At 31.8% G+C, this 16,863-nt stretch carries 12 protein-coding genes and 1 pseudogene; 3 read left to right on the top strand and 10 right to left on the bottom strand.

The annotated features are described in order from the left end of the window. Positions 1–44 precede the first annotated feature (44 nt). From lip to NSQ15_RS00330, 6 genes and pseudogenes are all read right to left on the bottom strand, one after another. Positions 45–2,219 (bottom strand): annotated as a pseudogene (gene lip / locus NSQ15_RS00305) (YSIRK-targeted triacylglycerol lipase). Positions 2,220–2,465: 246 nt separating this feature from the next. Beyond that, positions 2,466–3,533 (bottom strand): polysaccharide intercellular adhesin biosynthesis/export protein IcaC, encoded by a 1,068-nt coding sequence (gene icaC, locus NSQ15_RS00310; protein WP_029056681.1) that lies wholly within the window; start codon positions 3,531–3,533, stop codon positions 2,466–2,468. Beyond that, positions 3,517–4,395, bottom strand: a complete 879-nt coding sequence (gene icaB, locus NSQ15_RS00315) for an intercellular adhesin biosynthesis polysaccharide N-deacetylase (RefSeq protein ID WP_029056682.1) — start codon at positions 4,393–4,395, stop codon at positions 3,517–3,519. The genes icaC and icaB overlap by 17 nt, the downstream gene beginning before the upstream one ends. Beyond that, complete coding sequence (gene icaD, locus NSQ15_RS00320; protein WP_046467279.1) at positions 4,379–4,705, bottom strand: intracellular adhesion protein IcaD; 327 nt, start codon at positions 4,703–4,705, stop codon at positions 4,379–4,381. The genes icaB and icaD overlap by 17 nt, the downstream gene beginning before the upstream one ends. Beyond that, a complete protein-coding gene (icaA, locus tag NSQ15_RS00325; RefSeq protein ID WP_017637812.1) occupies positions 4,675–5,898 on the bottom strand; it encodes a poly-beta-1,6 N-acetyl-D-glucosamine synthase IcaA in 1,224 nt (407 codons plus the stop codon). Before icaA ends, icaD begins: the two co-directional genes overlap by 31 nt. A 288-nt stretch (positions 5,899–6,186) precedes the next feature. Beyond that, the gene (locus NSQ15_RS00330; protein WP_070451686.1) at positions 6,187–7,215 is read right to left on the bottom strand and encodes a family 20 glycosylhydrolase; all 1,029 of its coding nucleotides are present in this window, start codon (positions 7,213–7,215) and stop codon (positions 6,187–6,189) included. Between the two features lie 220 nt (positions 7,216–7,435). On the opposite strand from NSQ15_RS00330, the gene NSQ15_RS00335 reads away from it, so the two are divergent. Continuing rightward, a complete protein-coding gene (locus NSQ15_RS00335) occupies positions 7,436–8,806 on the top strand; it encodes a CitMHS family transporter (RefSeq protein WP_340746861.1) in 1,371 nt (456 codons plus the stop codon). Between the two features lie 110 nt (positions 8,807–8,916). Here the strand turns inward: NSQ15_RS00335 and NSQ15_RS00340 are convergent, their stop codons facing one another. From NSQ15_RS00340 to NSQ15_RS00355, 4 genes are all read right to left on the bottom strand, one after another. Further along, positions 8,917–9,561: an FMN-dependent NADH-azoreductase gene (locus NSQ15_RS00340; RefSeq protein WP_017637809.1), complete on the bottom strand. Its 645-nt coding sequence runs from the start codon at positions 9,559–9,561 to the stop codon at positions 8,917–8,919. Positions 9,562–9,733: 172 nt separating this feature from the next. After that, on the bottom strand, positions 9,734–12,352 hold the full coding sequence (locus tag NSQ15_RS00345) for an ABC transporter permease (protein ID WP_154873904.1): 2,619 nt from the start codon (positions 12,350–12,352) through the stop codon (positions 9,734–9,736). A gap of 11 nt (positions 12,353–12,363) precedes the next feature. Then, positions 12,364–13,065: an ABC transporter ATP-binding protein gene (locus NSQ15_RS00350; RefSeq protein WP_154835553.1), complete on the bottom strand. Its 702-nt coding sequence runs from the start codon at positions 13,063–13,065 to the stop codon at positions 12,364–12,366. 283 nt (positions 13,066–13,348) lie between these two features. After that, entirely contained in the window at positions 13,349–13,945 is a 597-nt protein-coding gene (locus tag NSQ15_RS00355) for a TetR/AcrR family transcriptional regulator (protein WP_017637806.1), read from the bottom strand. A 217-nt stretch (positions 13,946–14,162) separates the two neighbouring features. On the opposite strand from NSQ15_RS00355, the gene NSQ15_RS00360 reads away from it, so the two are divergent. Beyond that, a complete protein-coding gene (locus NSQ15_RS00360; RefSeq protein ID WP_124760276.1) occupies positions 14,163–15,275 on the top strand; it encodes an amidohydrolase family protein in 1,113 nt (370 codons plus the stop codon). A 149-nt stretch (positions 15,276–15,424) separates the two neighbouring features. Continuing rightward, positions 15,425–16,663, top strand: coding sequence for an ArgE/DapE family deacylase (locus tag NSQ15_RS00365; protein ID WP_070451680.1), 1,239 nt, complete (start codon positions 15,425–15,427; stop codon positions 16,661–16,663). Positions 16,664–16,863 lie beyond the last annotated feature (200 nt).

Genomic DNA, 16,863 nt, shown 5'->3' on the forward strand with positions numbered 1-16,863 from the left:
ACAGGTCTTCCTAAAAAGAAAATTGGAAGACCTGTTTACATATCCTACTTATCTGTAACTTTCTCGCTTTTGACGGTATCCGCTAAAATGTTATCCCAAAATCCTTGAAGTTCTTCTACTGAGATATCTTTTTCATTTTTTTGTGTACCGACAAAGTCACCGTGATCCCAATTATGTTTAACAGGTGTCACTTGCCATACGCCTTTTTGAGGTTGATCTGAAGCATCCACATATTTTTGGTTGAATGGATGTTTGGCAGAAATGGTTGATACCAGTCCATCATTCTCTCGCCAAACTTTATCGTCTAGTTTACCAATAACATTTGCTGTTGTTAGATACTTAATGTTCATATGACGATCGCGTTTATAAATACCATTTTTATCTGGTTCGGTAGATTCACCTGAATATGTTTTGTATACAATATTAGGGTTTAAAGATGTCTTATTATTAAGTTCTTGTGCGCCTTGAGTGGTTAAATCATATAAGCCATTGTCTTGAGTTGTCCAAAGTTTGCTGTTTTTAACGCGTTTCACGTATTCAGTATAAGATTCGTTAGGCTGTTGTTTTAATCCCCATTGTCTTAAACCAAGGTCAGAGCGGGAATGTTTACCACCTTGAGTTTTAGCATAGTCATATAGTACCTGTCTAATGATAGCTTCATTGCCTAATTTATCTGACGCATGTGTACCGTTATGAGGTGTTGCAAGCGTTGTAATTGAAGAAATCATATTATCTTGTCCACCTTTATATAACGGTGAAATATCGCCACCATGTTGCTTCTGGTATTCAACCTCCTCAGGATCTCCATTACGAAGCATATCTTCTAATAGTCTAACGGTTTGTCCGCCCATACTATGACCAACTAAGTGAATCTTCTGTCCAGGTTTCCAATCTTTATAAGCACCTGCATAAGTTTTACCATAACGTTCGTGACCGTATTTTGCAGCATGTGCAGCGCCGTAATCTACAGTGCCACCTTTAATGTAATAGTATAGTTCAACAGCTCTATCATAATTGCTGCCTAATGCGCTGACACTAGCTTCACTGACGTTATAACCTTTAGCACGCGCTTCTTGAGTGATTTTAAGACGATCGCCACCCCAATAATTGCTGTTATCAAGGCCGGGACCATTATCGGCAGTGTAACCATTAAAGCCATGTACAAGAATAATAGGGTCATGATTTTTATATTGAATTTGAGGCGCAACTTTATTGGTTTGGTCTTTAGCTGGTTATACAGCTTTATCCTTAGATTTATTGTTATGTATTGCTACGGCGTTTTTTGTAAGAGTATTAATACCGTCTTTTGATTCATCATCTTTATCATTTGTTGGGTTGCTATGTTTTTGATTACTATTATCTAACTGATTCAATTTAATATCATTTTGAGATTGAGTGTTTTTAGTTTGTGACTGATTATTTACTTCATTAGTTTTTTCTTCTGCTGCAGAAGAATCTTTAGCTGTGATATGTTGTTTCGATGATGATTGTTGTGACTCGGTCTCTGACGACACTTCTTTATTAGAATCTTCTTGCAGGGATGTCTTAGGGACCTCTTGTTTATTTGTGCTGTCATTAGCTTGAGTTGCTGATAGTTGATGCTCGTTAGAAGTTTGGTCTTTTTCTAATGATGGTGTTTGATCCGATTTCTCCACTTTAGTGTTAGATTGTTGATCTGTTTTAGATAACTCGTGAGGTTGTTGTTTCTCTGAGTTTGGTTTGTCAGATTGATTTTCATTTACATATGAATCATTAGTTTGTTGGTTATCTTTAGGTTGAAGGGAGTCTTCTTGAGTAGTCGATTCTTGATTTTGTTTTGTTGATTTTTGCTGCTGATCATCTGATTCTTTTGCAGTCTTTTCTTCATTATTATTAGGTGTTTTAGTATTTGTATTTTCACGTGAAACATCACTATTATTATTTTCTTGTTGTGAATTTAAATGTTCTTCTTTAGTTTCAGTTGTTTGCGCATTTTCATTCGCTATAGATGAAGCTTTGTTATTTTGATTATTTGAGTTCTCATTTTGTGTTTGTTCAGTTTGAGCTGAATGCTGATCTGATTGAGTTGTAGCAGTCGTTTGTGCGTTATTATTTTCGTTTTTAGTTTCATCGGCATGTGCAACACTACCGCCACCTATTAAGAGCATCGTTGCGACCATAATTGAAGATGCACCAATACTTAGTTTGCGAATACTATAAGCATGCGTTCTATTTGTCATGATTTTAGCACCTCTATTAACTAAATTTTTAAACTGTAACGTGATCAAATTTAAAGTTAATCAAATTCAATCACGAGATGTCTTCATCATAAATAAGAATTATGAAGCTAATATAAATTTCTATTTACAATTTCTTAAAGTCATTGAACACATCAATTCCAAGCCAACTATAAACTAACTAAAAAAACCATTTGTAATCTGTAAGTTGTTTACAGACCACAAATGGCAATAAATTCGTATAAAGTTTTAGTCTTTTAAATTCACATTCAGTTTATATGGTTGTTTACCAATTACGAAACGACATAGAGCAAACTCTCGGAGAATAATACCGACACCCACACACATACCTAAAGTACACACTAATGATATTACTATAAAGATAATACTTGTATTGATGAAAATAGACGTATATTCATATAGATATTCTAAAATGATCGGGTGTAATAGATATATGAAAAATGAAAATGAATTAACTAAATTCGTGACGCCATACATAAGCGTATTGAAATGAATAAATATACTAAGTAATAGTAAAAACATAAATGTATGATATAGCATTAATGTTTCAGTATAACTTGTTACATTCCAATAATCATGTTTACCAAATGCAAACACAAAAATTAAATAAGACACTACAGATAAAGTTAGTATAATAAACGGAAATTCATAAACAAACTTCATAATTCTATTGTAGTTATAGCCGATATAACCACCTAGGAAGAAGAAAAAGATCCATCCTAAAATAAATGTATTATCACTTAATGGATATATGTGATGTAATTGTGTTTCGAATGCATGATTTGTATGTAGTAAACGCAAAAATACAAATTGAACAATGAATGATCCTATTAATAGAATTTTACTATTGAATATTTTAGGTGATATTTTATAGATGATATAGCTTAATATGAAGTACTGAACTATAACGATAATAAAATAACCATACCAATATCCTAATACGACATTTTGGTAGAATTGGTGCCAGAAAGGATCTCCTAATTTTCTGGATTCACTATAACAATAGAAACAACCTACTAATAAATAGGGCATAATGATGTATTTAAAACGTGATGTTAAATAATTCAATTTTAATGAAGAATAATTTAACGTTGTCAGTAATTGAGACAACACGATGAAACACGGTGTGCCAAAGATAAATATATTTTGAGCATAATAAATGACTTTAAGTTGCGCTGTATCATCACCATCTATACCGCGCATATATTGCGTTAATATATGTGTGACGATAATAATAACGCAGAGAAATGCTCTAAGGTAGATGAGTTCTTTTTTCTTTTTATTTTGACTTGCCATCTTTAAAACCATCCCATTTTTTAATTAATTTATTAAAGGAATCCTCGTTTACTAAAACACGTGGAATAGCATAATTATCATCATCTGGATAGACTGAGCGGTCTGCTAATGTATAAGCATATTTAATATTTTCAGATTTCAATATTTTTATATTTTTCTTACTTGGTTCTCCATATGGAAAGGCTAAAGAATTATTAGTCTTATCAAAGTTTTTGTTAATATAATGGTTACTTTTACTTATATCATTTTTAATTTGTTTTCCACTTTTTTTTGTAATAATTGACTTGTTGTCTTTGGTTAATGAGTGAAGGTTATGTGTATGAGAACTGAATGTCCAAATCTTTGATTTCTGCATTTCTTTTAATTTACTTAGGTTAATGAGGTTAAGATTGTGGAAATCGTCTTCTCCGACATGGCCGGTAATCACAAATCCTGTTGCTGGTACATTATATTTCTTTAATATCGGATAAGCACTGTCATAAACGGACATGTCGATATCATCGAAGTTGATCCATACACTACGCGCAGGGAACTTACCTTTACTCTTATAATGTTGAAATTCCTTTTCTGTTAAAAAGTGTGCATCATGATCTTTTAACCACTTAATTTGTTTATTAAATTCTTTTTTAGTCACACTATAATCATTAATTTCTTTACTACTTGAAATGGTGAATAATGTATCTTCAAACCAATTACCATCACGGACACGATGGTAATTTAATGCTAAAGCGCTGTTTTCATGATGTTTACTATTTAACGGGTTTTTCTTTTCTTTAGCGAATGAAGTATTGTCATAAAAAATCATCAAGAAAAATAATGACGTGAATAATAGGGTGGCAATAAGTTTAGAACACTTTCCCATGATTAATACCTTCTTTTTTATATATTCTTTTTCTAATTAATAAGAATAATGAGAATACAATAGCATCAAAAATGATGAATTTTAATAATAAATTGAAAGTTTCGAACATAGTGTCTTGTTCAATGTTCAGTAACGTTCTTATAATTAAAACTAATTCATGACTTAAATTGAAAAGTGAGCCAATAATTAGAATGCAGGCTATAGCGAAATAGACCCAAAATATAATACTTAATGCAAAAGTAATGACTTCTCTTATACAATGTAAACAAAAATATGTACTTAGCTTTTTCCTCTGTCTGGGCTTGTCCATGTGGCAAACTCTCCTTTCTTTCTAGTAAGTGCTTTTGGAAAGGCAATAATAGCGACGGAAGCGTTAAGCAACCAATATATAGCTGAATACCAGCTTAAATAGAAAATAGTGAAAATATTAATTTTTTCGTATTTACTATCTGCAATAAGTGAAACTGTGAATTGAACTGTATTGATAAATGTTAGTAATAAGGCCGATAAAATGATGAGTGAAAATTTATAATTTAAGAAGTAGTAGTCTAAGAAGTTAGCATTTATAATTTGAATGATTAAAATAGAGACAACGCAGTAAACCCAAATAAGCGAAAAGATTTGTTCGAATACGAGTAAATATATGGCTGGATTCATTGATTTTAACCCGGCTTTAAAGTCACGAATTAAAACTTCTTGTCCGCCTTGTGCCCATCTTAATCGTTGTTTCCATAGGCCTCCCACAGTTTCGGGTACAAGCATTCTACAAAGTGCTCTAGGTTCATATTTAATTTGAAATCCTGCTAGATGGAATTTCCATGAGATGGCAATATCTTCAGTAATCATATCGATATCCCATTTTCCAACCTGTATAACTGCAGATTTTCTAAATAGTGTAAATACACCAGAGATTGTATTAATTTTTCCTGTTAAAGATTGTGCACGTTTGATACTTCCTACCATACTTGCATATTCAATAGTTTGGATTTTACCAAGTATAGATTTTTTATTTCTTATTCTTGGATTACCAGTAACTGCTGCTAATTTAGGATTGTCTTGGAAGTGTTGAATCATAAAGTAAGGTGCGCAATTATCGATAAGCGTGTCTGCGTCTATGCCCATAACGTAATCATACTCGGCATAATCAACACCTTTGTTTAGAGCATTGGCTTTCCCTTGATTGACTTTAAGATCGACAAATGTGAAATCCATTGTTTCTTGAAGCTTATAAATAATCTGTGCAGAATTATCTGAACTTCCATCATTGATGACAATGATTTGTTTGTTTGGAAATTCTAATGACAATAGATTTTCAATTGTATCTTTAATTGTTTCTTCTTCGTTAAAGCAAGGAACTAAAAATGATATACCTTCTTCTCCTATGGCTTTAGTCGGTTTTTGAGTAAGCCATAGCTCAGAAAAGAACATATAAATAATCGTTCCTACTATCCAAAATACAGACATAAATAACGGATAAAGTATTAAGAAATTTAATAAGTTCATGTTTCTCCCCCTAGGAATTTTTAACATGAACTGATGATAATGCAGTTTTCTAGGAGTTGCAACACTTTTTTAATATATAAAAAAGTTATAATTGGTATAATTATTATTAAACAAAAATAACTCTATTATTAATAATAGAGTTAAAAATTTTATGCTTAAGAAGTTTTAGTTGGTAAAAAGAGTTTATGGGTGAAAAAACGCTTTAGACAGTTTTAGTTTACTGTCAAAAAGGAAAAACTTAGCAATAAATCAATGGACAAAAAATGTTGTGTTAACAATAGCTTAATATTAGAAAAATATTTTAATGTATTTAATGATGTACTTGATGAGATCATTTTGACTTAGAGAAGAAGCAAACTCTCCCCAAAAACTCATCGTCACACCGTTTAGGTTTGTATCGTAATAGTTCTTTTGATGATTATGGTACGTATTAAATGACGTTATTTTTGTGTCAGATATTAAATCAATATTTTTAGATGTTGAAGTTGATTTTTCATCTCTAGGAAATAGATATAAGGACTGACTATTAAAGTTTTCAACTTGATGGTTGTAATTGAAAAAGTCTCGTGGTGTTAGGCTACTTTGATTTTTCTGTTGCCAATACATAATGATAATGGCTTGATCTAACTGTTTCAGACCTTCTTTAGTTATGGAATCGTTCCATATTTTAGTTTCATAGTTATTGGAATTAGCATAGTTAGAAATTTGATTGATGTATTTTACGAATTGTTGTTGGTTCGCACCACTACCGGGAACTTCATCGCCACCAATGACCATTTTCTGTTCATTTTTATACTTCGGCTGTTTAAATAAATCGCTAATTTCTGAAATTAAATCTTTAGAGAATTTCAATGAATCTTTGTTATCTATAAAATCAATCGTACTTGAATCATCTTGCGATACGACTTTTTGATATGTATCAGGATGATGTTTTCTTAATAAAGTAAGAATGGATTTTGAGTGAGAAGGTAAATCTATTTCTGGAATAATTTGCACATTCCTTTTGTTCGCATATTTAATAATAGATTTGAGTTCTTTTTTAGTTAAAAAGTATGAATTCGTTTTGTTGGATGTCTGCTTTAACATTTTTGAATAGATACTGTAGTTTTCATTATCAGAAAAATGTAACTGTAAGTATGTACCATGATGTTTGCTAAGATGTTTGATAATTTGCTTAATACTATGTTCTGTATAGTGTTTACGTGCAATATCTAACGTAATGCCTTTTTCTATTTCTGATTTATCTAGTTTCTTTTGGAAAAATATAGTGAATATCGCTAAAAAGATTACTAGGCATAAAATAAATTTCTTTAACATGATTAATCCCTTTTAATTAGAAAGTTTTTTATTGTACAAGATACTATTTAAAATGAAATAGCGTAGTTAAGTTAAAAATAATAATATATTTAAATACCCATATATTCCTCGATTAATCATTTATGTTAAAATATTTGTAATAAATAAATTTTCGGAAAATTTTTTCTACTTAAATGTTTAGGGGTTTTAAAATTTAATAATTTCAAAGGGGATGTTAGTCATGCAAGGGGATCATATGTGGTTAACGATAATGGGTCTACTCATTATTATTTCAATTGTTGGTTTATTAATTGCCAAAAAGATTAGTCCATTCGTGGGGATGACACTAATTCCGTGTCTTGGAGCACTTATACTAGGCTATAACGTTCATGATTTAGTGACGTTCTTTGACAAAGGTTTGGCACAAGTCATGAATGTCGTCATTATGTTTATTTTCGCGATTATTTTCTTTGGCATTATGACAGATAGTGGTTTATTTAAGCCCGTCGTTAAAAGATTGTTATTAATGACACGAGGTAATGTGATTATTGTATGTATTATGACAGCATTGCTTGGTACAATTGCGCAATTAGATGGTGCAGGAGCGGTTACATTTTTACTATGTATTCCAGCGTTATTACCACTTTATAAAGCATTGAATATGAGTCGTTACTTACTTATCTTATTATTAGCACTGAGTGCAGCCATTATGAATATGGTGCCGTGGGGCGGACCAATGGCTCGTGTAGCAACAGTGTTAAAGGCTAAAAGTGTTAATGAATTATGGTACGGTTTGATACCTATACAAATTATTGGCTTTGTATTAGTCATGATACTAGCTGTTTATTTAGGATTTAGAGAGAAACGACGCATTCAAAAAGGTATCGCTAATGGAGAGCTTGAACAAACACAAGACATAGATATACATAAATTGGTGAGACATTATGAACACGATCAAGAGATAAAATTCCCAGTTAGAGGTCGCGCAAAAGAGCATGGGTCTATCATTTGGATTAATACACTGTTAACGATTTTAGTTATGGTCATTATGCTTTCAAATATAGCACCACCAGAATTTGCATTTATGATAGGTGTCGCATTAGCTTTAATTATTAACTATAAGAGTGTCGATGAACAAATGGACCGCGTCAAAGCACATGCACCTAACGCATTAATGATGGCAGTAGTTATCGTCGGTGCCGGTATGTTTTTAGGTGTGTTAGACCATACAGGAATGTTGAAATCAATCGCAACAGATTTAATTAAGATCATTCCACAACCTGTAGGCTCTTATATCCACATTATTGTAGGATTATTAGGTGTGCCACTTGATTTATTAACAAGTACAGACGCTTATTACTTTGCGTTATTACCAATTGTGAAACAAACTGCAGCAGAATTTGGCGTATCTCAAGTATCTACTGCATACTCAATGGTCATCGGTAATATTATTGGTACATTTGTGAGCCCATTTGCACCAGCATTATGGCTTGCACTTGGATTAGCTGAAGCTAATATGGGAACATATATCAAATATGCGTTCTTCTGGGTATGGGGCTTCGCAATCGTATTATTATTAATTGCAATGTTGGTAGGTACAGTGGCATTTTAATGTTTGGGCAGTCTTGAGGTAGTCTAAATATCATTATTTAATATAAAGACAAAATAAATACCCGTAACAGAGCGATTAAATCGTTCTATTACGGGTTTCTTTATTTGATATTATCCTTTTGTATAAAACGCATCGAATACTTGGTCTAAGTCTTCTTTAGCGCCTTTCATAATTTCATCTTCTGGTAGCACTGATGTACCTTCCGCACGAGCTACGTAAAATTCGTCAAAGCCCATAATTTCTTTGAACATTTCTCTTAAATAATGGTATGAGAATTCAAGAGGTGTGTAACGATCATCATTCGTATAAACGCCACCACTCGCTTGTAGTAATAATGCTTTGTAGTCATCTGTCATCAGCCCAACAGAACCATCTTCAGTATATTTAAATGTTTCTCTTGCCACCATAATATTGTCGATATAATCTTTTAATCTAGACGTGATATTGAAGTTGTGTAAAGGTGTCAAAATAACAATACGATGATGTTCTTTAAATTGGTTTAGTAAAAATGAAGACATCTCAGCGATTTGGCTTTCTTCAGCTGATAATTCTTCTCCTGAACCTAATTTAGACCACACATGTAATAATTGATCACTCTCTAAACGAGGTAGTGCAATATCATATAAATTTAATTCTTCAATTTCACCTTCTGGAAATGCAGTATTAAACTTTTCTAAAAATAAATTTTTCAATTTAGCAGTATAAGTCGCATCATTATTAAAATACGGATGCGCATTAATAAGTAATGTCTTCATTAATTTTATTTGCTCCTTTAAATGTAATATTCATAGTATATACATATAAATTTGAAAATACTATTATATAGTTTTAAATTAACAAATATTAAAGTAGGGACACGCAACTCTAGAACGCTTCGCTCATGAGTTGCATGTCCCTTAATTACAGGAATATATACATATATTTACTTTAATCTGCTGAGTTTAACGCATTGAGCATATCAATTCTACTTATTTTTCTAGCCATAATCAGCATTACAATAAATGCAAATACTAACGTTAATAGCGTAGAGAATGTAAAGTTTGTCCAATATAACGTTAAGTCAGCCATAGCATTGTTAGGTGGCAATGTATCCATAATAAAGTGATGTAAATAAGTGCCACCGATAAATCCAGTTAAAATACCGATGATAGTGAGAAGTATTGTTTCTCGGTAAATATACATCACTGTTTCTTTTTTATAAAAGCCTAATACTCGAAGTGTGGCGAGTTCTCGTGTACGTTCAGATACATTAATATTCGTTAATGTGAAGAGTACAACGAATGACAACGCAGATGATGCAACGACAATGATTAAGACGATATTATCAAGACCGTCTAAAATTGTATTGATGGCTGTTTTAGCTTGGTTGGATTGCACGGCTGTTTGGCTCGCATCTTGTTCATTTAATTCACTTGAAACTTTATTAATATTTGAAGCGGATCTATCTTTTAAATTTAAAATTTTAGCATTATAATCGATATCTTTATCAAATGCTTTTTCGTAATATTGTTTGTTCATCACCATGTAATGTCCAGCATACATTTGAGCGATACCATCAATTTTGACTTTATGTTTAGCATTAGTATCATCTTTAATTGTTAGAGTATCACCTTTTTTGTAGTGGCCAAGTTTAGCTAATTTTTCAGAAATAACAACACCATTATTGCTTAATTTTATTTTCTTATCTGAATCGGCGTCACGTAAGGTCATATAATCCTTAAAGTTATCAGAGTTTTTAGGAACAATCATAGAAATTTGTTGATTATCTATAACGTTTTTAGGTTTAGTAGTAACCGATTGATAGTAGACATCATCTTTTTGTTTAACTGAGTCTAAATCATTAATTTTGTCATTATATTTATCTTTGTCTTGTTGTGACGCATGCGTATTATAAACACTAATAATATCGTAGTGAATAATATTTTGATATTGGTTATGGATAATACCATTTAATGAATCTCGCATACCGAAACCAGTAATTAACAGTGATGTACAGCCAAACACGCCGAGTATTGTCATAAACATACGACCTTTGTATCTGAAAAGGTTACGAGCAGTCACTTTATGATTGAATGACAATTTATTCCAAATAAATGGTAGACGTTCTAATAATATTTTTGAACCGGCTTTTGGTGGTTTTGGTAATAATAAATATTTAGGTTGTTCTTTTAATGCTTTCCAAGCAATATATACTGAAGGTACAACTGTACAAAGTAATGCGACTAATAGACTAATACCAATCCACAACCAATGAGTAGGTGTTTGGATTTCAGGTACAATCAAGTTAGCAGCATAAGCTTGATAAATTTTTTCAGGTAAATACCATGTACCGAAGAAACTACCTAGGGCAGTACCTATAACTGCAGCACTTGTGCCATAAATTAAGAACAGTTTCATAGCGTCAAATTTTGTATAGCCAAGAGCACGCATTACACCCATATTCATTCTTTTTTCTTCAGCCATTCTAGACATTGTTATAAATGTAACTAAAATTGCTACTGCAAAGAAGATGATAGGGAATGTGTTAGATAAAATATCAATACGTTTAGCTGATTCACCAAACTGACTATAGCCTTGATTGTAATCACTACGTGGTTGAATTTCGTAGTTAATATCATCTAATTTTTTAATGTCGTTCCCTTTGTTTTTGAGTTGTGTTTCAGATTTAGCTATATCTTGTTGAGCGTCTTTTAGTTTGCCAGTTTGTTGTAGCATAGTTTTATTTTCATTAACTGAATCTTTTTGTTTATCTAACGCTTTTTTCGCTTTATTAAGTTCTGCTTGTTTATCATCTTTCATATCTGAACGTTGTTTGTCAGACCATTTTTCTAAATCATCAGCATTATTTGAAGCATTACTATTAATTTGTTTTTCAAATCGGTCTGAGTAGCTGTTACCGTGAGCGTTATTATAAGTTAATTTGGCTACATTAGGTTTAGAAGTGTTGAATCCAGATTTTGCTAGTACGCCGAATGTATCGATTTGTCCCTTACCGACATTGGTTACGCCTAAATTTTGTTTTTGCATGTAATCACTTGAGGTTACGAAACCAACAACTTTGTATTGATGATGTTTAAGTCCAGAAATATCTTTTTTACCTTTATTATTTGTAAAATCGATTGTTTGTCCAATTTTATATTTTGAAGTATCTTGCGCATTTAAAGCAATTTCATTAGAAGCTTTTGGCAAACGACCTTTTTTAACTTTGTAGGTAGATAATTTTGATGTGTTTTCGTTTAATCGAATAGCTTTATTTGAATTTGCAATACGAGCATCTTTCGAAATGCTATATTCTGTCTTAGCCACATGATCCATATTATTAATATGTTGTTTATCATCTTTTGAAAATCCAATAGGACTTGTTACTTGTGCGTGAGCCATATGATGATCTTTAAAATATTGATCTCCAGTTAGTCGCATATCATCGCCAGTTACTTTTAAGCCAATTAATATAAAAGCACCTAAAGCTAACAAAATAGTAATTGAAATGAAGCGAGGAAATGATGACTTAAATTCACGTAATATCGTTTTATTTAATTTACTCATGTATATCCTCCTTAATATTCAATTTCTGATATTGGTTTAGGATGATCATTGATGTAGTCTTCTTTAATTTTTCCGTCGAATATTTCAATTACATGGTCGGCCATATCTTTTAATGCTGCGTTATGCGTCACGATGATGACAGTTTTATTATTTTCATGACTTAAATCTTGCAGAACTTGTAAAATCTTTTTACCAGTTTTGTAATCTAATGCGCCTGTTGGTTCGTCACATAAGAGTAAGTCTGGGTTTTTCGCAACGGCACGGGCAATAGAAGCACGTTGTTGCTCACCACCAGATAGTTGGGAAGGGAAGTTACCCATTCTTTTTTCTAAACCAACTTTTTTTAGCGTTTCTTTAGGGTCTAATGCTTCTGATGATAATTCAGATGCAAGTTCTAAATTTTCTAAAGTCGTTAGGTTAGGGATGAGATTATAAAATTGGAAGACAAAGCCAACTGATTTTCGTCGATAAGTAGTTAATTCTTTTTCGGAAAATTGAGCAATATCCGTACCATTAATGATGACTTTTCCTTCTGTAGCTGAATCCATACCACCTAATGTATTTAATAATGTTGATTTACCTGCACCAGATGAACCCACAATGACCATAAGTTGACCTTTTTCCAATTCAAATGAAATATCGTTATTTGCATAGACCTTTTGATCTCCAGTTCCAAATATTTTTGAATAATTTTCTAATTTTATATACGCCATATGATCCCTCTTTCCATATAGTTGAATATTAATAATAATTGGTTTGTTTATAATAGACAGTGTGTCTATTAGTTAAAATAGCATATTTTGATTAGAAAATCTTGGTTTCGTTATATAAAAATTCGACTTAATAGACAGTATGTATATTATCGTCTATCAATATTAAAATAATAGATAAATATGTGTTGATTTAAAACTAAGCTAACTAAAAAGCACTCTAAAAATTAGACAAATAACTAATCTTTAGAGTGCGAATTTGAATATGATATAGGTTGATGTTAGGTTATTGATTTTCAAATTCAGATTCAATACCTAATAGTGATATGGGAGAATGGCTAGAAACATCGAAAAGTACCTCCGCAATATAATGAGAGCTATAATAATTCTCGCTGTTAAACCAACTTTCAATAACTCCTAAATCACCATATATTGTATGATTCAATATAATATCTTTTTGGAAGTTCATTTCAACGTTGTTTTTTTCCAATAATGGATAATAAATATTTTCACGAACCTTTTCTACTAGTAATGCGCGAAAATAGGTTGTATTCATATTTGTAATGAGTACTTTTACAAACTCAAAATTAAGTTCAATATATTCTAATAACCGTGTGAAAGACACTTTAAATTCAGTATTAAATATAGCATCATCATTGACTGAAGATTGTTTTACATAATCGGTAAGCTCATCAATCGTTTCCTCAATTACAGAGTTTAAGAAATCGTCCTTGCTCTTATAATGTAAATAAAAAGTACTGCGATTGATATTAGCAGCGTCAGCTAATTGTTTAATCGTGATATTAGAATAACTTACTTGATTTAATAATTGAGTAAGTCCCTTTTTTAAATATTGGTTAGTACGAATTTGTCTTTTGTCCATTTCTGCTTCATCCTTTATTGCATAAATACTCTATTATGTTAAAGATAATCAACATATATCATTGATATGTACATTAAACCTATAATTCGAGAAGTTTCTGCGAGTATTCATTATGGAAATTTGTTAAGTTATTTAATAGACGTATTGTCTATTAAAATATAAGATAACTTAAATAATATTGCAATTGATTTCAATAGTAGAAAGTGAGTGTTTGATTATGAAAGAGAATTTACAAATAATAGATATTCACCATCACATTATTCCTAAAGTATATAAAGACGCATTACGTAAGATAGGTGTAACAACTGCTGGTGGCTATCCTATTAAGGATTGGAAGCCTGAGGACAGTCTTAATATGATGAATGAATTAAATATAGATATAGGTGTAACTTCAATTTCAGAGCCTGCTACATTACCGTTTAATAAGAAGCAAGCTTCTAAAGTAGCTAGAGAAGTAAATGAATATCAAGCACAATTAAAGAAAGACTACCCAGAATGTTTTAAAAGCTTTGCTTTACTCCCGATGCCATATATTAAACAGTCAATCAATGAAGTAGTTTATGCTCTAGATGAATTGAAATTAGACGGTATTGGATTGTTATCTAATTATGGAGATCAATATTTAGGTGACGATATATTTGAACCTGTGATGAAAGCAATTAATGATCGTCATGGCGTGGTGTTTGTGCACCCTAGTTCGGCTTCAGATAAAGTGAAAAAACCTCAATATGTTGTAGCGGATTTTATAGAAGAATTTACCTTTAATACTACGCGAGCAGCGACTAACTTAATATTGAGTGGTACGTTGGATCGTTATCCAAATATTAAATTTATTTTGGCGCATGCTGGAGGTACGTTGCCGTATTTAGAATGGCGAATTAACCAAACACTTGAAACATTAAGTTATATCATGGTGAATCCGAAAGAACGTCTGAAGCCGTATTTAACGGGAAGTAAGACAAAGATGATTGGAGAAGTTGCTAAACATCCTATTCGCTATGGAAAAATGTTCAAAACATATCTTCATAGTTTGAAGCGAATGTCACAATTACAATATTCGGCAGACAATTATATTCGTCGATTTTATTATGATACAGCACTTTCAACAGGTAACTCTACATTTGCGAGTTTGAAAGAAGTTACTGATACATCTCATATCGTTTTTGGCTCAGATGCACATTATGCACCTAACGATTGGATTGCTAAAATGGAACAAGATATTGGAGCGTCTAATTATTTTGAAAAAAATGAGCAACATCAGATTTTTAATGACAATAGTAATGCATTATTAAAAAATAAAAGCTATCAATTGAAAGATGTTAAAGGTTAATAGCTATATTTCAATATGAATTGTTTGATTGACTACACTTTGATAGATACCATGAATCTGTTGCCAAAGATTAAATTTTTGCAAGTTAGGATATGGGTAATGTTATTAAATGATCCTAATGGAACAACAGTATTAAAGGAGTATTTAACATGAGTGTATTTTCAAAAGATGAGCAATTACAAATATTAAAAGATATGATAGAGATTAAAACCGTAAATGATAATGAAATTGAAGTAGCAAAATATTTACAATCATTACTACAAAAGCACGGTATCAAGGCAGAAATTGATGAAATTAAAGGACATCATCATCGTGCCAATTTAATTGCGTCAATTGGTGATGGTCATCCTGTTGTAGGCATTTCTGGTCACATGGACGTAGTATCGGAAGGTGATTATGGCGATTGGACATACCCACCATTTGAATTAACTGAACAAGATGGCTTCTTATATGGTCGTGGGACATCGGATATGAAAGCAGGGCTAGCTGCATTAGTTATTGCAATGATAGATATTCATGAACGTGGTTTATTGGAAAAAGGTACAATTAAGTTAATGGCGACAGCTGGGGAAGAAATGCAACAGCTTGGTTCCGAACAATTATACAAAGCAGGCTATATGGACGACGTAGATGCGCTTATCATTGCTGAACCATCTGAGTCAGGTATTGTCTATGCACATAAAGGTTCAATGGATTATCAAATTGTGTCTAGAGGACAAGCAGCACATAGTTCTGTGCCAATTGTAGGTAAAAATGCGATTAAACCTTTATTAGACTTTGTGCGTAATATTGATGATGATTATGAAAAACTTCAACAAGAATTAAATTATAAGCAGTTAGATTTTTCTCATTTTATAGAAGGCGTTAAGGAAAGAATAAACGGCCCTATAGACGAACAGCAACTAGCACAAGTAGTCAAAGGTTTAGTTATTAATCACACAATGATTCATGGTGGTAATCAAGTGAATTCGATACCAGATAAGGCCACAACTGATTTTAATATCCGAACTGTTCCAGAATTTGATAATGATAAAGTAAAAGCACTATTCGACAAACATATCAATCAAATTAATGGTGAAGGTGGACAACTTGAAGAGGATATATATTTAGATTTAAATCCAGTGCTTACAACAGGTGAGAATCGCTTAATAGCGTTAGGTCAACAAGTTGCAAAGACTATCTTTAATCGTGAGGTCGTTGCGACTCCAACTGTAGGCGTGACTGATGCCTCTAATTTACTTCGAGATAAAGATGAACATTTTCCATTCTTAATGTTTGGACCTGGAACTGTACCCCATCAAATCAATGAGCACGTCAATAAAGAAACATATCATCAATTTGTTGAGTACTATATTGAATTATTAACGACTTATTTAAATGAGGATTAGTTTCTTAGTATATGGAGTTAGCCTATGGAAACATAATATATGTCTTCGTAGGCTAACTCCATTTTAATTTAAACTAATAGTAATGGCGCAGAATATATAAGAAGTAAGACTGCGTTCAGTATTATTAATATGATAAGAGCAAAGCGTTGCCCATATTTAAAAAGAGAAATTAAATTGATGATTAAAGTTATGATGATAAG

This window comes from Staphylococcus sp. FSL W8-0774 (genome assembly GCF_038006785.1).
Taxonomy (GTDB): domain Bacteria; phylum Bacillota; class Bacilli; order Staphylococcales; family Staphylococcaceae; genus Staphylococcus; species Staphylococcus pasteuri.